The following is a 24,527-nucleotide window of genomic DNA, read 5'->3' as shown; positions in this document are numbered from 1 at the left end:
GTTTTATTAATTATTGTAATTATTTTACTACTTTGGGTAGCTAGGGTCAACTAAATATGTGTGATTTAACAAAAATTTAATGTTTTATAGAAGGTGCTATTTTTGTTAAGTTATTATTTTTTATGTGTTTTTGTATTTTTTGTCAAGGCTTAATTTGTTTATAAACAGCAAGTGCCCTGGCGCGCGAACTATCAAGTTTAACAATAGGTTGCGGGTAATTAATACTATTATTAAATTTGTTGGATAAAAAACTTTTCCAAGGCTGATGAATTACATTATTTTGCAAGCTTTTAAGCTCAGGAACCCATCTTCTCACATATTCTCCCTTGGGATCAAATTTTTCTCCCTGGATCACTGGATTAAATATCCTAAAATACGGTGCGGCATCTGCGCCTGAGCCTGCTACCCACTGCCAGCTTGCGGAATTATTGGCCAGATCTGCATCAACTAAGTTATCCCAAAACCATTTAGCTCCTTCTTGCCAGGAAATTAGTAAATTTTTAGTTAAAAAAGATGCAGCTATCATTCTGACTCTATTATGCATCCAACCTATACTCCTTAATTGGCGCATACCTGCATCAACTATCGGGTATCCGGTCATCCCCCTCTGCCAGGCTCTCAGTAGTTCCGTATCACTATTCCATTGAAATTTATCAAAATTTTCTCGAAAGTTTTTTTTTGGGTAAATTAGGATAAAAAAATAGCAAATGGTGAGCAAATTCTCTCCAGCCTATTTCAGAAAGGTATTTTTCAACTTGAGTAGAAAGGGCGGGTTTTTGATAACTTAAAAATCTTAAACTATTATACAAATATCTAACACTAATTTGCCCGAAATGTAAATAAGGTGAAAGAGATGAGGTACCTACCATATCAGGACGGCTCCTAAGCTCACTATAACCGCTTAATTGGTTACCTATAAATTCTTCGAGCAGTCCCAAAGCTTTTTTCTCCGAAGGTTCCCAGGTTGCTTTTAATCCGCCTGCCCAATTAATGGCAGGAAGCAAATTAAGGTCATCTAAATTGCAGTCGGCAACCTCAGGATGATAAGGTTTGAATTTCGGTTTGGGTAACGGATCTTTAGTATTTATCAGTTTTTTACAAGCATTCCAGTAAGGAGTGAAGACACAAAAATTCTTACCTGTAGTAGTTTTCGTTTCCCATGGTTCAAGAAGTAAATTTCCTTGAAATCTGGTTCCCGTTATTTCTAATGAGTCACAAAGTATCTCTATCTCTTGTTCAAGCTTAATATTATATGGTTCATACATGCCGTTAAAGAATATCTCCTGAGCTTTAGTGGAAAAAAGAATTTGTTTTAACTGCTCTAAGCTATCGCCTTTCCTTAAAATCAGACGGCAGTTTTCTTGTTCCAAAGTTTTATTTAAGTGAAATAAAGCATGATGTAACCACCACTTTGAAGCTCCGCCCATTTTCCAACTTCCCCCAAGTTGGTCATCATATATATATAGTAAAATAACTTTATCATAATTGCTGTAGGCATGGAAGAGAGCAGGGTTATCTAAAATCCTAAGATCATTTCTAAACCAAACTATTGCTACTTTTTCAGACATGGCATAATATATAGAAAAATTCAAATCTACTAAAGCTGTTATAATCTCAGGAATAAAATAATGGAACATTTAATTGAAATTATTCTTACCATTTTTTGGTTTGTAATTACTATTTCGGTGGTAGTTTTTCTGCATGAAGGTGGGCATTTCTTTTTTGCAAGAAAGTTTGGGGTAGGTGTGGAAACTTTTTCCATAGGATTTGGTAAAGAGTTGTTCGGTTGGAATGACCGGTATGGTACCAGATGGAAAGTCTCGCTAATTCCTATGGGCGGATATGTAAAAATGTTTGGTGATGCTAACCCAGCAAGTACCCCGGATTTTGAGAAGATTAGCGGGTTATCGGAAGAAGAAAAAAGCAAATCTTTTTATTTTAAGCCGTTATGGCAGAAAGCAATGATTGTAGGTGCGGGTCCTTTAGCAAATTATCTGACTGCAATTATTATTTTTACCGGAATGTTTTTTAGCTTCGGTAAGGCGGTTATGTCACCTGAAATCGGTAGTGTCGTTACCGGGAGTGCTGCTGAAAAAGCAGGTATTGAAATAGGAGATATAGTTACATCCATAGACGGAAAGAATATTAAAAGTTTTAATGAGCTTAAGGAGAATATTGTCCTTAATACCGGTAGCTCTATAAATTTAGAGATCATGAGAGATTCTCGAACTTTTAATATTAGGGTTACTCCTGAGATTAAAGAGATTGCTGATAAAAAAGGAAATAAAATTAAAATGGCAATGCTGGGAATCGCTTCCAGGGATATTGAACATGTGAGTTTGAATTTGTTTGAGTCGGTTTATGAATCATTAAAGCAAACTTATAGTATATCAACTTCTATGCTTAAGGGTATTTGGCAGATTCTAAGCGGGCAAAGAGGAAGCGAAGAAATAGGGGGGCCTGTAAAAATAGCGTCTTATTCGAAAGAATCTGCTGAAGCCGGTTTAGGTGGTGTACTGTGGTTTATTGCATTAATTTCAATCAACTTAGGGTTAATAAATTTATTTCCCGTGCCGTTACTGGACGGCGGACACTTGTTATATTATGCGATCGAAGCTTTGAAAGGTAAGCCTTTATCTGCAACACTTCAGGCTCATGGGTTTAGGATTGGAATCGTTGTGCTTGCCTCTCTTATGATTTTTGCGATTTTTAATGATATAAAGTTTCTGCTTGGCAAATAGCAAAGTTATTTATTGAAAAAAAGATTGCAATCTAGCAAATATTTATATAATCCAGTTAAGAATTCCAATTTAGTTTTTTTTATATGAAAAGATTTTTACAGTTAGCTAACTTTTTTGCTTTTGCTTTATTTCCCTCTCTCACTCTCGCTGAAAGCATTAAACAAATTAAGGTTACCGGTAATCAAAGGATATCGCCTGAAACTGTTGAGGCTTATTTAGAAAATAGAGTAGGGGATCAATATAATCAGAAAAAAATTGATAGCTCCATTAAAAGTTTATTCTCTACCGGATTCTTTTCTAATATTAAAATCTATCAGCAACAATCAACTTTGGTTGTAGAGGTTGAAGAAAACCCTTTAATAAATAAAGTGGCATTTGAAGGTAATAAAAGACTTAAAGATAAAGATCTCCTAAAAGAATTAAGTATGGTGGAAAGAAGTTCTTTCTCCAACGCCAAGCTACAACAAGACGTTAAAAAGATTTTAAGCCTTTACCAAAAACGCGGTAGATATACGGCAAGTGTAGAGCCGAAATTAATTAAACTAGATCAAAATAGAGTAAATATAGTTTATGAAATTAATGAAGGCAGCGTTGCCAAGATAAAAAAAATTAACTTTGTTGGCAACCATGTCTTTACTGATCAAAAACTTAGCAGCGCTATTCTTTCAAAAGAATCAAGGTGGTACCAATTCTTCTCATCAAGTGATGTGTATGATGGTGATAAATTAAATATTGACCAGGAATTTTTAAAAAGATTTTATCTATCGGAAGGTTTTGCAGATTTTGAAGTGCGCTCGGCAACCGCAGAGCTTACACCTAACAAAGACTCGTTTATATTAAGTTTTGTAGTACATGAAGGCCCTGCTTACAATGTAAGGAATATTAAAATAGAAAGTAAAATTCCTAATATTGATATAGATAAACTTTATAGTTTACTCGAATTGAAGTCAGGGGATTTATATAGCATTAATCAGGTTGAAAACAGTATTGAGAAAATTACCGACCACCTGGGCGATATGGGTTATGCATTTGTAGACGTTGAAGATTCTATAGAAAAAGATCCTGAAAACAAAGCCTTGGATATAACATTTACAATTAATGAAACTTATAAAATATATGTTAATCGGATAAATATTAAAAATAACACCAGAACGCTGGATCATGTAATCAGAAGAGAGTTCAAGCTTGCAGAAGGCGATCCTTATAACACTACGAAAGTGTTTAGATCTAAGCAAAGGATTAAAAATTTAGGCTTTTTTAATTCCGTTGAATTCAAGAATTCCAAAACTGATGAGCCTGATAAAGTGGATATCGACGTTGAGGTGCAGGAGACTTCAACCGGGTCATTAAACTTTGCAGCAGGGTATAACACTTCCAGCGGCCCTTTAGGCTCGATTGCTTTAACCGAATCCAACTTTTTAGGAAAAGGTCAAGAGGTCGGGATTGAGTTGACCAGAGCTAAAAAAGCAGCTGATGTAAGTTTCAGCTTTACCGAACCGCAGTTTTTGGATTATCCACTTTCAGTCGGCTTTGATCTTTTTTCAAATAGTAAAAATAGAGCGCATGAAAGTTCCTATGATAGTAAAAGTGTAGGTTTTGTCCTCCGTGCAGGTTATGAACTTACCGAACATTTATATCATGGAGTCAGATATTCCGCTAAAAGGGAAAGGATCAGTAATATCCCCTCTGATGCTTCTATTTATATTAGGGAGCAGGAAGGCAAAAATACCGTTTCTTCTATAGGCCATAGTTTAACTTATGATAAATTAGATGATAGGATAGACCCAACCAAAGGATATTTGTTAAAATTCAACCAGGACTTAGCCGGTTTGGGTGGACAAACTTATTATATTGACCACAAGCTGGTCGGTGCTGCTTATTATCCTGTTTATAAAAGAGATGTAATCCTTAGCTTCGTAGCTAAGGCCGGAAACATTACCGGACTTAAAGGTAAGCCGGTGAGAATTAATGATAGAACTTTTTTAGGCAGTGATGACATTCGCGGTTTCGACAGTGCAGGTATAGGTCCGAGAACTAAAGAAAAGAAAGAGGCATTGGGTGGTAAAACTTTTTATACCGGTTCTTTAGAGCTCACTTTCCCGGTAGGTTTAAGTTCCGAACTTGGGGTTAGAGGGGTGGCATTTACTGATTTTGGAGCTCTTTTTGATCCAGGGCAAAAACAGAAAGATAAAGAAGGATTTTATAATGATCACTCATTAAGAGCTTCTGCTGGTGTCGGAATTAAGTGGAATTCCGCATTAGGAAATATTAGAATAGATTATGGTATACCGTTTAGAAAGAAATCCTATGATGAGAAAAAATCATTTAGGATCTCTTTCGGTACGCGTTTTTAATTAATTTTTTGGAGAAATATATGAGACTGAATATCAAACAATTTATTATCACCCTTCCGTTGATCACTACTTTAAGCTTTTTGCCAAATTTAGCCTCTGCTAAATCAGATAACTTTGAAGGTAACAGAATTGCCGTAGTTGATTCTCAAAAGATGGTTGAAGAATCAAAGGCTTTTAAAAGCATTAAAGAGCAGGTAAATAAAAAATCCGAGAGCTTTAAAAAGGAAGCAACCAACAAGGAAAAAGAATTAAAGAAAAAATTCAATGAACTTGAAAGTAATAAAAGAAAACTTTCTAAAGAAGCTTTCGAACAGGAAAGCGAAAAATTTAGCAGAGAAGCTGAAAACTTTCAAAAAAAAGGTTATGAAGAAAGAATGAAGATAGAAAAAGCTTATGCCGATGCAATGTCTCAGGTTGAAAAAACCATCAATGAAATTATTCAGCGTAAAGCAAAACAAGATAATTACAGCTTAGTTCTATTTAAGATGAGTACTGTATACAGTAATGAGAACTTAGATATTACAGCAAGCATTCTAGCTGAATTAGATAAGGCGCTTCCAAAAGTTGAAGTAAAGTTTTCTAAGTAAACAAAATTACTTGATCGAAGTTATAACAGCGTGTATTAACAGATATGCGCTGTTAATTTTTTTATATATAGTATGCTTAGTTTTTTAAGAAATAGTTTACAAAGTGCGGCAATTAAGGCACTAATGATTCTGCTTGCTCTTACGTTTATTTTATGGGGTGTCGGAGATATGTTAGGAGGGGGAAGTAATGAACCCTATGTATTTAAAGTGGGTAACCAGGAATTCACCCAATCCATGTGGAAAGAAACAGTTTCCAAGCAAATACAGCATTTAAGCCAAACCTACGGGCAGCAACTTACAGAAGAGGATTTAAAGGGTTCCGAGTTTTTTAAAAATTTATTAGAACAGCTTACTAATAAAGCAGTGCTTTCCCAAGAAGCAAAAAGATTAGGGATCCTAGTCAGTGATGAGATGGTGAAGTATGATATTGCTTCTCACCCGAGCTTCCAAGACGGTACCGGTAAATTTAATAAAGAAATTTTTGATAATACTTTACGCAGTATGGGTATTACTGAAGATAAATTCATTAACACATTAAAAGAAGATGTTGCAGTTAATAATCTCGTGCAGCCTTTTATGTCTTTTAACTTACCTTCCCCGCAATTCATTGAACAAGTTAACTTAATAGCTAATTCTGAAAGAGAAATAGAGCTTTATGAGATTGACGGTAATAAAATCACTTTATCTAAGCAGCCTTCCGAGGAGGAACTACAAGAAATATTCGATAAGAATCAAAATGAGTTTTCTACTCCTGAAACCAGAGAAGTTAGTTATTTTACTTTCAACATCAAAAATGTTGAACAAAAAGTAGAGTTATCTGATCAAGAGTTGGAAGCTCAATATAAATCAAAAATATTTTTATTTACTCAACCTGAAAAGCGCACTATATCACAATTGATTTTTAAAGATATGGATACAGCTTTAGAAGCTAAGAAACGGGTTGAAGGCGGTGAAAAATTGGCTGCCGTCGGTAAAAGTTTAAAAGCTATTAATCAGGAAACCTCAATTGGGACATTAACCAGAGAAGGATTTGATAAAGAAATAGGAGATGCAATTTTCACTACCTCAGAAGGTAAGATTTCCATGCCTATTCAATCACCGATGGGGATCCATTTATTCGAAATAAATAAAATTATTCCTCAAAAAGTGTTAACTTTTGAAGAAGCAAAACCTACTCTTAGAACTCAGCTTATAGAAGAAAAGCTATTTGAAAGGCTTTCAACTCTTGCTCAACGTATAGATAATGAAATAGTTAATAACAAAACAATTGAAGAGATTGCTAAGGAGCGTAATTATAAATTAATTCGCACCAAAATAGCCGAGCAACCTAATACTAAATTTTCTAAAAACTTGGAAAATTCCCCGGCATTTAGAACTACTGCTTTTTCTACTGATTTAAATACTACTTCAATGGTTACTCCTTATGATGACAATATATTCTTTGTACTTAAGACAGAGAAAATAAATAATAAACAATTTAAATCTAAGGAAGAAGTAAAAGATAAGCTAATGAAGTTTTGGGCTAACGAGCAAAAGGATATGTTACTTGAAGAAAGCTCGAAAAATTTAGCCGAACTTTTAAAGAATAATAAACCTGTACCAAACGATATACAAAAACTTGTTACTTTGAAAAAGCTAAAATTAAATAGGGATAATACCGAATCATTACCTAACGAACTGGTTGATCAGATTTACCGGACACAGTTAAAGCAAGCTACCGCTGCTTATAGGCTTGATAATAAATATCTGATAGCAAGGCTTATTAAGGTAAACAAACCTAATAAACAATTATTAGATAAACATAAATTTGAAACTCAAGCATTATTTGCGCAGACACAACAAGATATCTTCATTAAGGAATATATAGCTGACGCCAAAAAGAAATATGATATAAAAATTAATAATGAAGTTCTAAAATAAATTAGCCTGCATATGTTTTTACTAAAAAAACTTATAAAATTAATTTATTAAAAATAGTTTTAAATGAAATTAATTAATATAGCTTAAAATTAAAGTTGACCATTAAGTTATATTAATATTATTTAAAAGTAAATTAATTACTCTGTAGACAACATTATGCTCTTAAAAAGTAGAAGGCTAATAAGCAAAGCTATTATTTTTATACTTTATTCTTCTTTAGCTTTCAGATGCTATGCATTCGAGGATACTCAAGCATTTTGTATAAATGAAGATCTTTCTCAAATTGAAAAAGACTCGCTTATATATAATGTAGTAATTAATACCTATAACTCAATTGCTAAAGATATCGGAACCGTGGATAATATTTGGGATGTAAACTTTATTAAGCAAGATCCTGAGCTTATGAAAGCAATCGAAGAATACAAAGTTAATAAACGCGGGCATGCAGCCAAGAAGTTAAGATTATCAGGTTTAAATGCCGCTGAGCTACATGAATTATTATTGAAGCAAGGCTTTGAGCATCAAAGAAAGCCATTGCATATTCTTAAAAACAATAAAATATTTTGGCTCAAAGACGGCACAACTACTGCTGATGCAGATCACAGCAATATTGTACCCATTGATATTTACATACACAAAGACGGCAGCATTGTAAAAATAAAGCCCTTCGGAGTTCCGGATAAGCAGGCAAAGGCTCCCCGTAGGGAAGCTCATTTCAGTAAAGCAGTGTTAAAAGATTTACCTTGCGACTGTATGGATAGAGAGTGCAAATATGACACCAGTTATAAAAACGAAGCTTTTAAAGTAACGGAATTAGGATATGCGGTACCTAAAAGTCCTTCAGCTAAGGCAGGGCTTAAGCTACCTTATAATAGTAACACTTACATAGGCAAAAAACTGAATTATGCTATAATTACTACCCTTGCTAACTTAAGTCATATAAAATTAGTAACTAATTGCCCTTCATTAGAAAATAGATTTTTACAAAGAAACAAAGTTAAAATTAATGAGCAGCATATTGTTAATTAATCTAAAGGCTCAAAGCCTGATACAAAAATGACTGATAAGAACTCATTTTGCTGATCATCATGAGCGTTACCTATGTTAAGAACAATTCCTTCAGCTTCGGCTGATTTATAATTTTCTAAGTTGTTTTTTATAACCTCATGCTTATTTAATAATATTTTATGCTCTGAAATTAGCAGATTAAGTGTATCAATTTGTTGCTTGGAGCAATCATACAAATATATATTCTCATTAAATTTACACTTTACTAAAGATTCATGAGCTTCTTTAAAACTTATTAAAATTCTTTCCAATCCGCTTATAATATCTTTAAAGGATTTAATATTGTTATAAAGTAAATGATTATAAGGCGCATACATCAGAGATAAATGGACATTAAATAGAAAGATTTTACTACCGTTTACCCATTTTTCCATTTGGGTTAGCACATTATCATATATGGTGAAGAGCTGGCTATAATTAATCATAATGTTTATATATATATATTTTAAAGAATAATGAAGAGTTATAGTTATATTTGAATTATCCCCTAATACTATAGTATTTTTTAATAACACTTTGGGGAAGTTATTTTTTTATAAATGGAAGGTTGTTAGTTAAATTATAGAAATTATATATTTTGTAATAGGTCTGGAAAAAACCTGATTTTTGGCATATTATAAGCTTTGAATATATAAAAATATAAGAAGTTGCTTTAATGAATGAACGTGAATTAAAGGTTGTTTTGGCCAGGCCTAGAGGTTTTTGTGCCGGAGTGGAAAGGGCAATAGATATTGTTGAAAAAGCCTTACAAAAATATGGCGCTCCGGTGTATGTTCGTCATGAAATCGTTCATAATAAATATGTGGTTGAGGACTTAAAAGCCAAGGGGGCGGTTTTTGTTGATGAAGTGGATTTAATACCCCCCGGTGCACTAACTATATTTTCCGCACATGGCGTTTCAGAAAAAGTTGAAGAAGAAGCTGCAAAGCGTGATTTACCTACAATTGATGCAACATGCCCACTAGTTAAAAAGGTTCATAAAGAAGCTCAACGACACGAATTAGAAGGGCATCAGATTATTTTAATCGGACATAAAGGCCACCCTGAAGTTGAAGGTACCAGCGGAAGAGTGAAAGACGAAGTTATACTAATCCAAAAGCTTGAGGATGTGGAAAGTATAAAGGTTAACAACCCTGATAAACTTGCTTATGTAACCCAAACTACATTAAGTGTAGATGATACAAGAGCAATAATTGCGGCTTTAAAGAAAAAATTTCCTAATATTGAAGGGCCTGAGTTAAAAGATATATGCTATGCTACACAAAACCGCCAGGATGCAGTAAAAAATTTGGCTAAGAGTGTAGATATAATATTGGTAATCGGTGCTAAAAACAGTTCAAATTCTAATAGACTAAGGGACTTGGGTGAAGAGATGGGAATAACATCTTATCTTATTGACGGGGCAGAAGATATTAATGTTGAGTGGTTTTCAAAAGCAAATAAGATAGGTATTACAGCAGGTGCTTCTGCGCCTGAAATATTGCTTGAAAAAGTATTGGATAAATTGAACAAATTATTTAAGCTAAAAATAGAGATTATGGAAGGAGTAGAAGAAAACGTGAAATTTAAATTACCAAAAGAGTTATACTCAGTATAAAAAAATATATGCTAGAAATTTATCACCACCCTATTTGTCCGTTTTCAAGAAAATTAAGAATTGTGCTTAATGAGAAAAGGGTGGAATTTGAGTTGATTGCAGAAAAGTATTGGGAAAGGAGGGCTGGATTTGCAGCACTGAATCCTGCGTGTGATACGCCAGTAGTGGTAAAACAGGATAATGTTATTTTATACAGTAATTCCGCTATCTTTGAATATTTTGAAGAAGTAATGAGTGAAAAAAACTTAATCGGAGATTCTCCGCTTGAACGAGCTAAAGTTAGGAGTGTTTGTGATTGGTTCGATAATAAATTTTATACTGAAATCACAAAATATTTAGTAACGGAAAAATTTATTAAAGTGGTGACGAAAGTCGGTGAACCTAATTCTAATGCAATAAGGGCAGCTAAAAAAAACTTAAGCTATCACATTGATTATATAGATCATCTTTTACAAAAAAATGATTATTTATGTGGTGAGAAAATAACTTTAGCGGATTTTGCTGCTGCTGCGCAAATTTCAGTTTTAGATTTTATAGGAGATATTTCTTGGGAAAGAAGCCATCGAGTCAAACATTGGTATGCTTTAATTAAATCCAGACCCAGCTTTAAACCCTTATTATTTGATAAAGTGCAGGGAATATTTCCCCCGAAAAATTATGCAGATCCGGATTTCTAAAATTGATGAAAAGAGAAAAGATGAAACTGGCGGATGAAAACAATCCTTTACTTGCAATAGGGCTTATGAGCGGCACCTCATTTGATGGGGTGGATGCCGCGCTGATAATTAGCGACGGTGAAAATAAAATAGAATGTGGTCAGGGGATTACTTTGGATTACCCTATAAGCGTTAAACATAAACTAAGAAACATTAAATCTGCCGGTCTTAGTGAGCTTATAGAGATTGAAGATGAAATTACTCATTTACATATAGAAGCAGTAAAAGAGGTATTAAAGTTAAATAACTTAAAGGCCGAAGAAGTACAGCTTATAGGTTTTCATGGTCAAACTGTAATACATATACCTGAAAAGCATTTAACTTGGCAGATTGGTAACCCGAGTTTACTTGCTTATAAAACAAGAATAAATGTGATCAGTGATTTTAGAAGGAAGGATCTTGCTGCTAAAGGATTAGGAGCTCCTCTTGTACCGATATTTCATAAGGCAATAGCTGCAAACTTAGCTAAACCCTGTGCTATTTTAAATATCGGAGGCGTAGCAAATATCACGTATATAGATCAAGATGAGCTAATTGCTTTTGATACCGGCTTCGGTAATGCTCCCATTGATGATCTTCTTAATAAAAGGTTGGATATTGAGTATGATAAAGGGGGGCAAATTGCCTTCAGCGGAAAAGTCGATGACGGTATAGTAAACAAGTTTTTAGTCCATGATTATTTTTCAAAACTCCCACCAAAAGCTTTAGATAGAAATGCATTTGATTTTAGCTTTTTAGAAAGTATGACAACAGAAGATGGGGCTGCAAGTTTAGGTGCAATCATTGCTGAAACAGTAAAGAGCGGAATATCATTGCTACCTAAAAAGCCGCTACATTTATATGTTTGCGGCGGCGGAAGAAAAAATAAATTTATAATGAAATGTTTAAGTGATCTGCTTGGTATCAAAGTAACATCTATAGAAGAAATTATAATTGAAGGGAAGCCTCTAAACGGAGATCTTATAGAAGCGTATGCTTTCGGATATCTTGCCGTGCGCAGTCATAAAAACCTTTATATCAGCTTCCCGACAACAACTTCTAGCCGGCATCCGGTAGTTGGCGGCGTCTTCTGTCGCGCTTAACTTTTCTTGGTCTTTGCATTACTGCTATACGTGGCTTAATATAATTTTCTATAGCTTCATTCAGCTTATCTAATTCTCCGGCAAAGAAGTGATCGGCATTATTAACCGGGACATACTCAACATTAGAATCTCTCTGCTTTTCAAGCTTTTCATATAGATTGTAAACTGCTTCTTCGGAGACGACCGTATCTTTAGTACCTTGAATAATTAACCCTTGTGCCGGGCAAGGAGAAAGGAAATTGAAATCATAAGAATTAGCCGGAGGTGAAACAGCAATAAACCCATTTACTTCAGGCCTTCTCATCAGAAGCTGTAAAGCTATCCATGCACCGAAAGAAAACCCGCTGATCCAATAACTGGAGGCTTCAGGATTTTGGGTTTGTAACCAATCCATTGCAGCCGCAGCATCCATCAACTCACCAACCCCGTTATCAAAAATACCGGTTGACTTGCCTACCCCTCTAAAATTAAATCTAAGCACGGAAAAGTTATTTTTAACAAAAGTATAAAACATATTGTAAACAACCTTATTATTCATAGTGCCGCCATGCAGCGGATGGGGGTGCAGTATGAGTGCAATCGGAGCTTGCGGATCCGGGTTTTGGTGGTATTTGCCTTCAATCTTCCCTGCTTGCCCGTTAAAAATAATTTCTTTTACCATCAAGGTGCTCCTTAAAAATTTCCTAGTATTTTATTAGGTTATTGTTGAAAACATAAGGAAAATGCATTATATATTTCATTAACAATAGCCAAGTAAAACATTGGGTTTTTATATTAAATCATATTTATATTATAATAAACCATTTGAATATTAGAAGTAAAGAATTGATGAGGGAAGATGTTTTTAACAACAAAGGGTAGATATGCAGTTATGGCTATGGTTGATTTAGCTATAAATGACAGTGGTTTTCCGCAAAAGCTATCTTTGATTTCCGAGAGGCAAGGTATTGATATAGCGTATCTGGAGCAAATATTTGCTAAATTAAAAAGCGAAGGATTGGTTAAAGCTTTTAAAGGGCCGGGGGGTGGTTATAAATTAGCGGCTGTGCCGACAGAAGTTAAAGTATTTGATATTATGGCTGCGGTTGAGGAGCAGATTAGGATGACCAGGTGCAATAATAAAAGTTTAAACGGCTGTGCCAAAAATAGTAAAAGATGTGAAACACATGAACTGTGGGCGGAGTTGGAAGCGCAAATTTCTAATTTTTTAAATTCAGTATCACTTGCGGATGTTTGTAACGGAAGAATTAATAAAAAGAGTGCATAGAAAGAATTATGATATTAGGAGAAAAAGTTTATTTTGATCATAATGCGACTACCCCGCTTCTTAAAGAAGTAAGGGAAGCAACGGAGGATATTGCACATCTTCCGCTTAACCCCTCCTCCGTGCATTCTTACGGAAGATATGCAAAAAAACTTTTAGAGGATGCAAGGAATGAGGTTGCTAACGCCCTATGCGCAACAGATCAGTATAAAACAGTTTTTACCGCCTCAGGAACGGAAGCAAATAACTTAGCTATCACGGGGATGAAAGAATACAAGTGTATTACCTCACAAATTGAGCACCCGGCGGTTTTGAAAGTTGTGGGAGAAGGGTTAATACCGATAGACAGTAACGGAGTGATAAAATTAGATGTTTTAGAACAGATTTTGTCTACTTCCGATAAACCGATACTGATTTCAGTAATTATGGCAAGTAATGAAATCGGAGTAATTCAGCCGATACATGAAGTAGTTAAGATTGCACGAAAATATAAAGCATTAGTACATACGGATGCATCACAATATATCGGCAAAGCAGAGATAAATGTAGCTGAGCTAGATGCTGATATGGTAACTATTTGCGGCCATAAATTTGGTGCACCTGTTGGAGTCGGTGCTTTGATATTTAAAAAGCAGTTGCCGCTTACTTCAATAATGAAAGGAGGCGGCCAGGAATTCAGGTTTCGTCCAGGGACACAAAATATTCTGGCGATTCACGGCCTTGGCGTTGCATGTAGTAAAATTAAACAGATCATAGCTTCATTTACTAAGCTTGAAAAATATAGAGATTTTTTAGAAGAAGAAATTATGCGGATAGCTAAAGATTCGATAATATTCGGTAAGAATGCGGCAAGAATGCCAAATGTTTCCTCTTTCTCCATGCCGGGTGTAAATAATGAAACACAAGTTATTCATTTTGACTTAAACGGGTTTGCGGTAAGTACGGGTGCTGCCTGTTCTTCGGGAAGAGTGGATTTGCCTTATGTGCATATGGCGATGGGGTATGAACAAAAGCAAGCGAGTTGTGCAATACGCGTGAGTATGGGGATAGAAAATACTCTAGAGCAAGTGAAGAAATTTATAAAAGTTTGGCAAGATTTATATTTAAAAACCAGATTAACCGATGCAGCATAGGAGAAGATTATGACTCAGTTGAAACTTCCGATTTATATGGATTACCAGGCAACTACTCCGACTGATCCGAGAGTGGTGGAAGAAATGCTTCCATATTTTACCCATAAATTCGGTAACCCTCACTCGAGAAGTCACTCATACGGTTGGGAGGCGGAGGAAGCTATTGAACAAGCCAGAGAAGATGTTGCAAAACTGATAAATGCAAGTGCAAAGGAAATTATCTTCACTTCAGGCGCAACCGAATCCAATAACTTGGCGATTAAGGGTGTAGCTAAATTTTATCGTGATCAGCGAGATCACATTATTACCGCGCAAACCGAACATAAATGTGTTTTGGATACCTGTAGGCACTTGGAGCAGGAAGGATTCAAAGTGACGTATTTACCCGTTCAACCGAACGGTTTAATCGATCTAAATAAATTAAAAGAAGTTATTACTGATAGAACTGTTATAGTTTCTATAATGGCAGTAAACAATGAAATAGGAGTGATTCAGCCGATAGAGGAAATCGGGAAAATATGTAGAGAAAAAGGAGTCTTTCTGCATACTGATGCAGCACAGGCTTTCGGTAAAATTCCGCTTGACGTGATCGCCATGAATATAGATTTAATGAGTATTTCAGGTCATAAGATTTATGGACCTAAAGGTGTAGGGGCATTATTTGTCGGTCGTAAGCCAAGAGTAAGAATAGAGGCAATGATAAACGGCGGCGGGCAAGAGAGAGGAATGCGTTCGGGAACTCTTCCAACCCCGCTTATAGTGGGCTTAGGAATTGCAGCAAAAATCGCACGTGAAGAGATGGCGGAAGAAACCCAAAGAGTCGAAAGACTTGCGGGTAAGTTTTTACACGAAATAATGCAAATTCCCGAAGTTTATATTAACGGTGATCCGAAAGCCAGGATACCCGGGAATATAAATATCAGTTTTTCCTGTATTGAAGGTGAATCAATGATCGGAGCAATTAAAGATTTAGCGGTTTCTTCAGGCTCTGCGTGTACTTCCGCTTCGCTTGAATCATCATACGTGCTTAGAGCGTTAGGTGTGGATGAGGAGCTTGCACATACTTCAATAAGATTCGGTATAGGCAGATTTACCACTGAAGAAGAGGTGAATTATGCAATACAATGTGTAAAAAACAGTGTGCAAAAATTAAGAGATTTAAGCCCGCTATGGGAAATGCTGCAAGAAGGTGTTGATCTTAAATCGGTTAATTGGGCGGGACACTAAGATAAATATAAGAATATGAAAAAAGTTAGTTTAGGAAAAAGGTTATGGCATACAGTAAAAAAGTTATAGATCACTATGAAAACCCTAGAAATGTAGGATCCTTTGATAAGGAAGAGGAAAACGTCGGCACGGGGTTAGTCGGTGCGCCGAGTTGCGGAGACGTAATGAAACTTCAGATTAAGGTTAATCCTGTAACTAAAGTAATCGAAGATGCTAAATTTAAAACTTTCGGTTGTTTATCAGCTATAGCATCAAGCTCGTTAGTTACCGAGAAAGTTAAAGGTAAAACTTTGGATGAAGCTTTAACCATAAAGAATGTTGATATTGCGGAAGAATTATCATTGCCTCCGGTAAAAATTCACTGCTCGGTACTTGCAGAGGATGCTATTAAGGCTGCAATTACTAATTTAAAACAATCTTTGGAAAAACAAAATTCAGAAGAAGAGTGAGAATATGTCGCAAATTAGTGAAAATAATTCCTCTAAACAGAGGCCGGCTGTAATTACCTTGACTGATAAAGCGGTCGAGCGAGTGAAATACCTCATTGAGAAAAGGGATAAACCGTGTGCCGGTATTAAAGTCGGGGTTAAGTCGGGAGGATGCTCTGGGCTTGCCTATACTTTTGAATATGCTAATGAGAAAAGTGCCTTTGATGAAGAGATAAACGAAAAAGGAGTAACTATTTTTATAGATCCTAAAGCGGTCTTATATTTAGTAGGCACAACTTTGGATTATATAGATGAAAAAATTAAATCTGGTTTTGTTTTTGTGAACCCGAATGAGAAAGGCTCATGCGGCTGCGGTAAATCATTTAATGTTTAAATAAAAATGGCACGCGACTTTGAAGCTTCGGCAAAAATTAATTACATAAGAACACTATATGCTCAGGAAGATGAAGAGCTAATAAAGATTAGGCAATCTGCCCCAGCCGATAAGCAAGGCATCCAGATCGGCGCTGAAGAGGGAAAGCTAATCTATATAATGCTAAAGCTTATTAAAGCTAAAAATATTTTGGAAATCGGGACTTGTGTCGGTTATTCCACGCTTTGGTTAGCAAGAAGTTTGCAAGATGGGGGGAAGGTAATCAGTATAGAGAAGTCAACGGAACACTATAATATTGCAAAAAGTAACCTTGAAGCAAGCTCGGAAAAAGATAAGATTGAGCTGATCAATGATGATGCAAGCAACATAGAGAAATATGTAAGCGGTATAGAATTTGATGCAGTTTTTATAGATGCTAATAAGCAGGCTTACCCGCTATATTCGGATATTGCTTACAATTTACTGAAATCTGGCGGACTTATCGTTGCGGATAATGTATTCTTATTCGGAGCTGTATATAATGATGAAGTAAAATCTCCAGAAAAGCTTAAAATCGCCATGCAGGAATTTAACCGAAAAATCAGTGATCCTGAAAAATTTGAAAGTATTATTATACCCACCCGAGAAGGATTAAGCATTACAATTAAGAAGTAATTAATTGAGAATAAATATATAATCCTCGAAGTACTAAATCAGGGATAATACAGTCAAAAATTTCTTCTCTTTTGTATATCTCGGAAAAACCACCGGTTGCAACTACGGTTGCCTGCTCTTTAGTAAAAAATTTACTTTGAAAGCGGGCGGTCAGCTCCTTAATTGCGCCTAAATGGCCGTAAAATAAACCGATTTGTATGCTATCAACAGTAGTTTCAACTATTCCTATATCTATTTTTTCTATTTCCACAAAGGGAAGTTTTGCCGTTGAGCTGCTTAAAGCCTTGGCTGAGGTTTTAAGCCCGGGCATGATTGACCCGCTTAAAAGCTCATAATTTTTGCTAATCACACAAACTGTAGTTGCCGTACCTAAATCAACTATAATTAAATTTTTATTTGGAAATAAGGTAGTTGCACTAATAAAATTAGCCACTCTGTCGGCACCTAAACTTTCCGGGAGCTTGCAATTCTTTATTTTTTTATAATTCTCTACATTTAAGAATATAGGAGTGAGAGCTAGATAGCGTATACATGCATTATTAATTTGATAATCCAACGCAGGGACAACGGAAGAAATTATAATTTGTTTTATATCTGCTATATTGATATTTTGTTCATATAAAATAGCTTTTAAAAAGATGCCGTAGGCGTCGGAAGTAATACCATCGTTTGTAGCATATCTCGCTTCAGCTATAAGCTGTCCTTCACCGTATACTCCGCAATGTATCTGAGTATTACCGGCATCAATACATAAAATCATAATTTCTCATTAATTAAAGATTTAAGTTTAGCTTTAGATGGTTGGTTAAGAAAAATCAATATAGAATATTTAACGGGTAGATTTTATTACACATATGTTTTATATAGAATTCATATTGAATAATTTGATCATGGTATTAATATTATGGCTACTTCTTCCGAATTTCTTGCTACCAGGCTTAAACTTATTAAACCGTCTCCGACTCTTGCAGTAACTGCAAAAGCTCAGGAGTTAAAAGCTATGGGTAAGGATATAATCGGTTTAGGAGCGGGCGAACCTGATTTTGATACTCCGCAAAATATTAAAGATGCAGCAATTAAAGCCATAAATGACGGGAAAACTAAGTATACCGCAGTAGACGGCATTATAGAACTTAAGCAGGCTATATGTAGAAAATTTAAAAATGAAAACGAGTTGGAATACACTACTAAGCAAATAACCGTAGGTTGTGGCGCAAAGCAGGTAATTTTTAATGCGTTGCTTGCTACTCTTAGCCCGCTCGATGAGGTAATTATCCCTGCGCCTTATTGGGTGTCATATCCCGATATGGTTGCACTAGCTGAAGGTGTTCCCATAATAGTTGATTCATCAGTGGAAAATAATTTTAAAATCACCCCACAGGCTTTGGAACAAGCAATTACCAATAAAACCAAGTGGTTGATTCTTAATTCACCAAGTAACCCGACGGGAGCAGCTTATACCTCAGATGAACTAAAAGCCTTAGCGCAAGTGTTACTTAAATATCCGCATGTTAACATCATTTCCGATGATATATATGAGCATATTATGTTTGATGATCAAAGATTTTATACAATCGCCCAAGTTGAGCCTAAGCTTAAAGAAAGGGTGTTAACCGTAAACGGTGTTTCCAAATCATATTCGATGACCGGTTGGCGGATAGGTTATGCAGCAGGTTCCGGAGCCTTGATAAAGGCAATTTCCATTATTCAATCGCAAAGTACTTCAAACCCGTGTTCTATCAGCCAATATGCGACACTAGAAGCGTTAAACGGCTCCCAGGATTTTATAAAGCCGAATGCGGAACTGTTTAGAAAAAGAAGGGATTTGGTTGTGGGATTGTTGAATGAAATCCCTGGCATAAAATGTCAAAACCCCAACGGCGCGTTTTATGTGTTCCCTAGCTGTGAAGGGTTGGTCGGAAAGCGCACTCGGAGCGGCGAGGTTATTAATAACTGCTGTGACTTCACCGAATATTTACTTGAACATGCGCTAGTAGCGGTTGTGCAGGGAGCAGCATTCGGCATGGAGAACTTCTTTAGAATTTCCTATGCAACCTCTGAAAACATTTTAATCGAAGCATGTAAACGGATTAAAACTGCTTGTGAAGCACTGAAGTAATAATGAAGTTAAAGAAGAATAGGCTCTTAAAGTATGACTGCGGTAGTATTAAAAGTAAAACAATTGCTTAGCCTTTAAATTATCCTTTTACTTCAAAATTAATTAATCTACTTTTATTAAGTTAACTTAATAAAAGGGAAAAAAGATATGGAGAATACAAAGCATTACTTAAATGATTTATTAAATAAGAAGTCGCCTATAGCAAAGGATAAAATGATTGAACTTATAAAGTTTAAGGCAATCATAGCGGATATTGAGTACGGAGAGGGGATATTAGAAAATGCTTTGCAAACAGTAGGGCATTTATATGATATAGTTAAAGCACTATATAAAGAAGCAAACGACAATACCATAGAAGCGAATAACATTATTTTGCTATATTATAAAAACCAGGAATTAAAGCAATATAGCCGTGAAATTGATAGAGTGGCATTAAGTACATATGATAATAAAGTCTTATTCGATGGAAACTTTCAGCTAAGTGTGATGATCGGTAAAAATGTAGAGGAAAAACTGGATATAACCCTTCCGTGCCTTACAATAAATTATTTATTTAGTGGTGGTATAGATATAATATTTACAGCCGCTGAAATCCAACCTGCTATAGAAAAAATAAAGCGTGGTATGGAGAGTTTAATACTTGCTCGCAAGGATATTAAAAATTTGCAACATGATTTAGAAGTTGCTAAAGAGAAGCTGGCTATCGAGTTTTTAGATTTAGAATATTTAAGTTATAAAGAAATATCCATAGAAAATATATTAGAAGAAGCAAAACAAGAAAATTTAGCTAAATTTAGCCCTTCACATAATATAGATATTGATGAATTTAGCAAATTTATCAGCACTTACACTTATAATGACATTTACCCGGACAAAATTAATCTTGCTCATGATGAAAATATATTCAACAATATTGAAGGAAAAGAAGCAACAAAACATTTTATTACTAAGGATGAGGCAGAGCAACTATACTCTAATGAAGATATATATAAATATATATGGAAGCTTAAAGATAAAGAATTTATTACCTCTGAAATATCGTTACTAATTTTTACGCAAAAAATATTATCTATTCAATCGCAAATGGGTTCATCAAGCAGGGATAATAGAGAAGTTTATAATATTAAGTTTCAAGCTAATATGGATGCTATCCGCAAATTAGCGGCAAAATTGACGCAGGGTGAAGAAAATGATGAAACTTTCGAATTTCCTAATAACAATGCGGAATATTTAGACTCAGGCAATACGGGAGCAAATATTAATATTTTGGAAGAAGATAAAGCCCGGGAAGTCGGTGATATAATAGATTTGGCTTACCAAATGGTTGAACAAAACTTACTCTTTATTAACTATCTGGAAGATAAAGAAGAATATAAGAAATCTAACAATGAGTGTAAGGCTGATATGCTTAAAGAGCAGGTACCGTATAGATTTTTTTACAAATACAATGAACCCGGTGAAGTTGATAGAAGCAAGCTTTATATAACAGATAAAGATGTAATCAATTTAAGCAATGTTTATTGTGATATTGCAGAAATGCAAAACTTGGTTTTATATCAGTATGCAACAGCGTTAAAAACTATACAAAATGATTACGGGGCACATAGTGCGACTTATAAAACCATATTCCAGGATCTGGGCGGGGTTATTAGTGATATAGCTAGTAAGCTTTATGGGGATGAAAGCGTGAAAGATAATCTTTCGGATTACAGTGGATTTTTGGAGCTAATGAGTGGGAATGAAGCTGATAACCCTTTATTTGCTGAATTTAGGGATCAATCTCTATATGATCAAATGCTGCAAATTTCCTCCGCAACGGAAAATATGAAAAAAGATATACTTGTAATACAGGCCGAATTAATGGAAGGTGCGGAAAGCTATTTTGAGTTGGACATGGAGCTTTTTGCTGCTTAATCTAAGTTAAAACAAGATAAAAGGTGTTACTATAATACTGAAAAAATACCATATAGCGCCTTTTAATCTTTTTAGTTATTGTTTTATTCCTTTACTACCCTATTTCACTAAGTTTAGCTTATTCTTAAGCAAAGCATGGCGTATGCACTCAAAATTAATTATATATTAGTTGACATAAAGTATGCAAATTTGTATAAAAAACAACTTAAGAACGAGAAAACTTATAAATGGAATCACGTGTCAAAAAGATTAAATAGAAAGTTTGGGGTTAGCCGTAGGTTGGGAGTTAACCTATGGGGTAGAGCGAAAGATCCGGTTAATACCAGAAATTTCCCTCCGGGCGCACATGGAGTTTTAGGCTATCGTAAACTTACTGATTATGGTGTGCAGCTTCACGCTAAGCAAAAACTTAGAAAGTATTATGGTAACATTACCGAGAAGCAATTTAAAAAGATTTACCAGGAAGCTGCAAGAAGAAAAGGCGATACCAGTGAAAATCTAATTGGTTTACTTGAATCAAGGCTAGATGCAGTAGTTTATCGTGCTAAGTTCGCACCTACTCCTTTTGCAGCAAGGCAGTTTGTAAACCATAAGCATATCACTGTTAATGGTAAAGTAGTTAACATCCCAAGCTACAAGTTAAAGCCTGGTGATGTAATTGAGGTTAAAGAATCTTCAAAACAACTATTGATTTTACAAACATCGATGCAATCCGGTGAGAGATCGGTGCCTGAGTATATTCAGGTGGATGAGCATAAATTCCAAGCTACTTATTCTAAAGTACCGGAATTTTCCGAAGTACCATATCCGGTTATAATGGAGCCGCATTTAGTGGTGGAATTCTATTCAAGATAATAAATTGATTAAATTAAATAAAACAGCAATGCAGCACAGAAGCGAAAATAAAAAGCTTAACTGTGCTGTTATTGTTTCCGGCTATGCTGTATTAGTTAAAGTGGGAGTAGGGGAAGAGGAGAGGTCAGCTCCGCAAAAATTATTAGTTGATATTAAACTTCATTACCCTGAGCTACCGCTAGGGTGTGAGAGTGATGATATAACTGATGTTATCTGTTATGATCAATTATGTAGTAAAGTGCATGCCTTACTTTTAGGTAAAGAATTTAAGTTAATTGAGCATATAGCATTTTATATTTACAATAACCTTAAATCTTGTTATTTAGATTATTCCTTTAATATAAAGGTTACTAAATTTCCAAGTATAAAAAATCTTGAAGGTTATACCGCATTTGAAATTACTGAATAAAATATTTAAAAAAAATATTTCTGTTTACCATTTGTTAACATTTTAAGTATAAAAAATAGTATAGGGGAGATGGTTTTGTATACAGCTAACGAAAGTTAGAGTTAAAGTTTTAGTTAATTTATCGAATTGTAAGAGAGAATTTTTATGAGCAGAAATATTATTGATTATGGGAAACTTGTAGATGAGGCAATGCATATTATTGTATGCAAAGTTTTAAAAGTTGTAGAAAAAAATGGGCTTCCCGGAGAACATCATTTTTTTATTTCATTTATTACTAAGCATCCTGCGGTAAAAATCTCAAAAGCTTTGCTTGAAAAATATCCGCGAGAAATGACAATAGTACTGCAATACCAATATCAGGACTTAAAAGTCGATAATAAAGGGTTCGGAGTAACTTTAAGTTTTAACGGTCATAAAGAAAGTGTCTATATTCCTTATTCGGCGGTAACTACCTTTGCAGACCCAAGCGTACAATTCGGTTTACAGTTTAGAGAAATAGAATATGACTATGATGAGGTAGATATTGAGTTTCTTGACGATGAAGAGTTTGAGGATGAGCAAGCTAATATTAATCATAGCTTGAAATCTAAGTCCAAGGGAGAAAAAAGGGAGAAAAGGGATAAAAAAGCTGAAGGAAATAATGTAATTTCTTTAGACCAATTTAGAAAAAAGTAAATATAACTAATTAAGTTCAGAAGTAATACAAACTACTTAAATCTCTATTCCCCCTTTATTCTTTTAATATTATAAGCTAAAATATTATTGAAAAGATTGTATGCTCGACGCCTGTCAAGGTGAGCTAAATAATAACTGTTGAAAGTTAATGGCTTCTATTCAGTAACTCAATAATTAAATTTTTAAACAATAATTTAGTCTCGGAATCAGGACATATTTCTAAAGCTTCTAAGCCCTGTTCGACAAATTGCCTTGCTATATTTAAAGCCTTATCAAAAGCATCATATGCTTTCAAAATTTTAACACATTCTAAAAACATAGAATCTTTATTTTCAGAGGTAATAACGGTTTCAAGAAACTTTCTATCTCCTTCATCAGCATTACTTAATGCAATAATGAACGGTAGGGTGACTTTGCCTTCTCTAAAATCCCCACCGGCCTCCTTACCAAATTGCTCGTCATTTGTCGTGTAATCTAATACATCATCAACAATTTGGAATGCCATACCTAAATTCATACCGTATTGTGCCAGTGCTTCCGTATACTCTGGCTCGCCATCTGCAATGACAGCCCCAACCTCACATGCCGCAGAGAATAATTGTGCGGTTTTGGATCGTATTAACTTAAAATAGTTTTCTTTAGTTATATTTATATTAGAAATATTTGAGAGTTGCCACACTTCACCTTCCGAAATAATGGCGGAAGCATTTGAGAGTATTTTTAGCGCCTGAATAGATGAAGTTTCAACCATTAATCTAAAAGCTTGGCTGAACAGATAGTCGCCGACTAAGATACTTGCCTTATTCCCCCATAATTGGTTTGCCGTTGCTACTCCTCTTCGCGTGCTGCTTTCATCAATGACATCATCATGAAGAAGGGTTGCAGTATGAATAAATTCTACTGAGGTAGCAAGCAGAACATGCCTTGAAGTTTTTATATCAAACATATGCGCACAAGCAAGAGTTAGTATAGGCCTAATTCTTTTACCGCCTGAGTTGGTAATATAATTAGTAATAGTAGGTATTAGCTCTGTAACTTCACTTTTAGCATAATTTAAAATTATTTGATTAACTTTTTCTAAATCAGCTTGCACAAGGTGCTTAAGCTTTATTACGCTGGAATTTGAATTATTATTAATCTCTTTTGTGCCGGGCATTATATATTTTAACCTAAATAGCTTTAAGGCGTAAACAGGCTCTTTTTTTAGGGCAATTGTATAGGTCTTAAAGCTTAAAAAAATATTAAACATAAATAAATACATTTTATACTTTTTAGAACTTCATACCTCAAACTTCCTTATTATAACAATTCTAAAAGAGCCTAGCATATGTCTGCAAAATAAACATATACCTTAATAAACGCAAATGTTATTTGTGAAGAATTTATAGTT

At 34.8% G+C, this 24,527-nt stretch carries 25 protein-coding genes; 19 read left to right on the top strand and 6 right to left on the bottom strand.

What is annotated here, in order from left to right; translation table 11 throughout:
• Window positions 1-142: 142 nt before the first annotated feature.
• The gene (locus I862_RS08285; protein WP_084173814.1) at window positions 143-718 is read right to left on the bottom strand and encodes an FAD-binding domain-containing protein; all 576 of its coding nucleotides are present in this window, start codon (window positions 716-718) and stop codon (window positions 143-145) included.
• Window positions 654-1,568: a deoxyribodipyrimidine photo-lyase gene (locus I862_RS08280; protein WP_052646517.1), complete on the bottom strand. Its 915-nt coding sequence runs from the start codon at window positions 1,566-1,568 to the stop codon at window positions 654-656. The genes I862_RS08285 and I862_RS08280 overlap by 65 nt, the downstream gene beginning before the upstream one ends.
• 60 nt (window positions 1,569-1,628) lie before the next feature.
• On the opposite strand from I862_RS08280, the gene rseP reads away from it, so the two are divergent.
• The 5 genes from rseP to I862_RS06370 all read left to right on the top strand — a co-directional run bounded on the left by rseP (window position 1,629) and on the right by I862_RS06370 (window position 8,631).
• Complete coding sequence (rseP, locus tag I862_RS06390) at window positions 1,629-2,741, top strand: RIP metalloprotease RseP (protein WP_038540250.1); 1,113 nt, start codon at window positions 1,629-1,631, stop codon at window positions 2,739-2,741.
• Window positions 2,742-2,824: 83 nt separating this feature from the next.
• Entirely contained in the window at window positions 2,825-5,095 is a 2,271-nt protein-coding gene (gene bamA, locus I862_RS06385) for an outer membrane protein assembly factor BamA (RefSeq protein ID WP_052646516.1), read from the top strand.
• A 20-nt stretch (window positions 5,096-5,115) separates the two neighbouring features.
• On the top strand, window positions 5,116-5,682 hold the full coding sequence (locus I862_RS06380; protein ID WP_038540247.1) for an OmpH/Skp family outer membrane protein: 567 nt from the start codon (window positions 5,116-5,118) through the stop codon (window positions 5,680-5,682).
• A gap of 72 nt (window positions 5,683-5,754) precedes the next feature.
• Window positions 5,755-7,602, top strand: coding sequence for a peptidylprolyl isomerase (locus I862_RS06375; RefSeq protein WP_038540244.1), 1,848 nt, complete (start codon window positions 5,755-5,757; stop codon window positions 7,600-7,602).
• Between the two features lie 156 nt (window positions 7,603-7,758).
• Complete coding sequence (locus I862_RS06370; RefSeq protein WP_038540241.1) at window positions 7,759-8,631, top strand: hypothetical protein; 873 nt, start codon at window positions 7,759-7,761, stop codon at window positions 8,629-8,631.
• Here the strand turns inward: I862_RS06370 and I862_RS06365 are convergent.
• Window positions 8,628-9,095: a hypothetical protein gene (locus tag I862_RS06365; protein WP_148299505.1), complete on the bottom strand. Its 468-nt coding sequence runs from the start codon at window positions 9,093-9,095 to the stop codon at window positions 8,628-8,630. The two genes, I862_RS06370 and I862_RS06365, sit on opposite strands and share 4 nt — an antisense overlap.
• Before the next feature lie 230 nt (window positions 9,096-9,325).
• Here I862_RS06365 and ispH point away from each other — a divergent pair, with 230 nt between their 5' ends.
• Genes ispH through I862_RS06350 form a run of 3 tightly spaced genes read left to right on the top strand, consistent with a single transcriptional unit; the run spans window position 9,326 to window position 12,065 of the window.
• Window positions 9,326-10,267, top strand: coding sequence for a 4-hydroxy-3-methylbut-2-enyl diphosphate reductase (ispH, locus tag I862_RS06360; protein WP_038540237.1), 942 nt, complete (start codon window positions 9,326-9,328; stop codon window positions 10,265-10,267).
• 8 nt (window positions 10,268-10,275) lie between these two features.
• Window positions 10,276-10,944, top strand: a complete 669-nt coding sequence (locus tag I862_RS06355) for a glutathione S-transferase family protein (protein ID WP_038540234.1) — start codon at window positions 10,276-10,278, stop codon at window positions 10,942-10,944.
• A 20-nt stretch (window positions 10,945-10,964) separates the two neighbouring features.
• Entirely contained in the window at window positions 10,965-12,065 is a 1,101-nt protein-coding gene (locus I862_RS06350; protein ID WP_038541637.1) for an anhydro-N-acetylmuramic acid kinase, read from the top strand.
• On the opposite strand, the gene I862_RS06345 is transcribed toward I862_RS06350, so the two are convergent.
• Window positions 12,022-12,726, bottom strand: a complete 705-nt coding sequence (locus I862_RS06345; RefSeq protein WP_038540231.1) for an alpha/beta hydrolase — start codon at window positions 12,724-12,726, stop codon at window positions 12,022-12,024. The two genes, I862_RS06350 and I862_RS06345, sit on opposite strands and share 44 nt — an antisense overlap.
• A gap of 177 nt (window positions 12,727-12,903) precedes the next feature.
• Here I862_RS06345 and I862_RS06340 point away from each other — a divergent pair, with 177 nt between their 5' ends.
• The 6 genes from I862_RS06340 to I862_RS06315 are packed head-to-tail and all read left to right on the top strand — an operon-like array spanning window position 12,904 to window position 17,165.
• Window positions 12,904-13,332, top strand: a complete 429-nt coding sequence (locus tag I862_RS06340; protein WP_052646514.1) for an Rrf2 family transcriptional regulator — start codon at window positions 12,904-12,906, stop codon at window positions 13,330-13,332.
• Window positions 13,333-13,340: 8 nt separating this feature from the next.
• A complete protein-coding gene (locus I862_RS06335; RefSeq protein ID WP_038540228.1) occupies window positions 13,341-14,462 on the top strand; it encodes a cysteine desulfurase family protein in 1,122 nt (373 codons plus the stop codon).
• A 9-nt stretch (window positions 14,463-14,471) separates the two neighbouring features.
• On the top strand, window positions 14,472-15,689 hold the full coding sequence (locus I862_RS06330) for an IscS subfamily cysteine desulfurase (RefSeq protein WP_038540226.1): 1,218 nt from the start codon (window positions 14,472-14,474) through the stop codon (window positions 15,687-15,689).
• Between the two features lie 44 nt (window positions 15,690-15,733).
• Window positions 15,734-16,138 (top strand): Fe-S cluster assembly scaffold IscU, encoded by a 405-nt coding sequence (iscU, locus tag I862_RS06325; protein ID WP_038540223.1) that lies wholly within the window; start codon window positions 15,734-15,736, stop codon window positions 16,136-16,138.
• A 4-nt stretch (window positions 16,139-16,142) separates the two neighbouring features.
• On the top strand, window positions 16,143-16,511 hold the full coding sequence (locus tag I862_RS06320; RefSeq protein ID WP_052646513.1) for a HesB/IscA family protein: 369 nt from the start codon (window positions 16,143-16,145) through the stop codon (window positions 16,509-16,511).
• Between the two features lie 6 nt (window positions 16,512-16,517).
• Window positions 16,518-17,165 carry an O-methyltransferase gene (locus I862_RS06315; protein WP_038540220.1) on the top strand — a complete coding sequence of 216 codons (648 nt, stop codon included), beginning with the start codon at window positions 16,518-16,520 and terminating at the stop codon, window positions 17,163-17,165.
• On the opposite strand, the gene I862_RS06310 is transcribed toward I862_RS06315, so the two are convergent.
• Window positions 17,155-17,925 carry a type III pantothenate kinase gene (locus I862_RS06310; protein ID WP_038540217.1) on the bottom strand — a complete coding sequence of 257 codons (771 nt, stop codon included), beginning with the start codon at window positions 17,923-17,925 and terminating at the stop codon, window positions 17,155-17,157. The genes I862_RS06315 and I862_RS06310 overlap by 11 nt on opposite strands.
• A 144-nt stretch (window positions 17,926-18,069) precedes the next feature.
• On the opposite strand from I862_RS06310, the gene I862_RS06305 reads away from it, so the two are divergent.
• The 5 genes from I862_RS06305 (at window position 18,070) to I862_RS06285 (ending at window position 23,137) form a co-directional block, all read left to right on the top strand.
• Window positions 18,070-19,284, top strand: coding sequence for a pyridoxal phosphate-dependent aminotransferase (locus I862_RS06305; RefSeq protein WP_038540213.1), 1,215 nt, complete (start codon window positions 18,070-18,072; stop codon window positions 19,282-19,284).
• Window positions 19,285-19,431: 147 nt separating this feature from the next.
• Entirely contained in the window at window positions 19,432-21,198 is a 1,767-nt protein-coding gene (locus tag I862_RS06300; protein WP_038540210.1) for a hypothetical protein, read from the top strand.
• A 237-nt stretch (window positions 21,199-21,435) separates the two neighbouring features.
• Window positions 21,436-22,053 (top strand): 30S ribosomal protein S4, encoded by a 618-nt coding sequence (rpsD, locus tag I862_RS06295; protein ID WP_038541628.1) that lies wholly within the window; start codon window positions 21,436-21,438, stop codon window positions 22,051-22,053.
• A 4-nt stretch (window positions 22,054-22,057) separates the two neighbouring features.
• Window positions 22,058-22,462, top strand: a complete 405-nt coding sequence (locus I862_RS06290) for a dihydroneopterin aldolase (protein WP_038540207.1) — start codon at window positions 22,058-22,060, stop codon at window positions 22,460-22,462.
• A 144-nt stretch (window positions 22,463-22,606) separates the two neighbouring features.
• Window positions 22,607-23,137 (top strand): SspB family protein, encoded by a 531-nt coding sequence (locus tag I862_RS06285; protein WP_038540205.1) that lies wholly within the window; start codon window positions 22,607-22,609, stop codon window positions 23,135-23,137.
• Window positions 23,138-23,282: 145 nt separating this feature from the next.
• Here I862_RS06285 and I862_RS06280 read toward each other — a convergent pair whose 3' ends face one another.
• Window positions 23,283-24,386 (bottom strand): polyprenyl synthetase family protein, encoded by a 1,104-nt coding sequence (locus I862_RS06280; RefSeq protein WP_158499288.1) that lies wholly within the window; start codon window positions 24,384-24,386, stop codon window positions 23,283-23,285.
• Window positions 24,387-24,527: the final 141 nt, after the last annotated feature.

The sequence above is a fragment of the endosymbiont of Acanthamoeba sp. UWC8 genome (genome assembly GCF_000730245.1).
GTDB lineage: Bacteria > Pseudomonadota > Alphaproteobacteria > Rickettsiales > Midichloriaceae > Jidaibacter.
The sequence above is the reverse complement of the archived record's forward strand: the minus strand, read 5'-3'. Positions and strand labels throughout refer to the sequence as shown.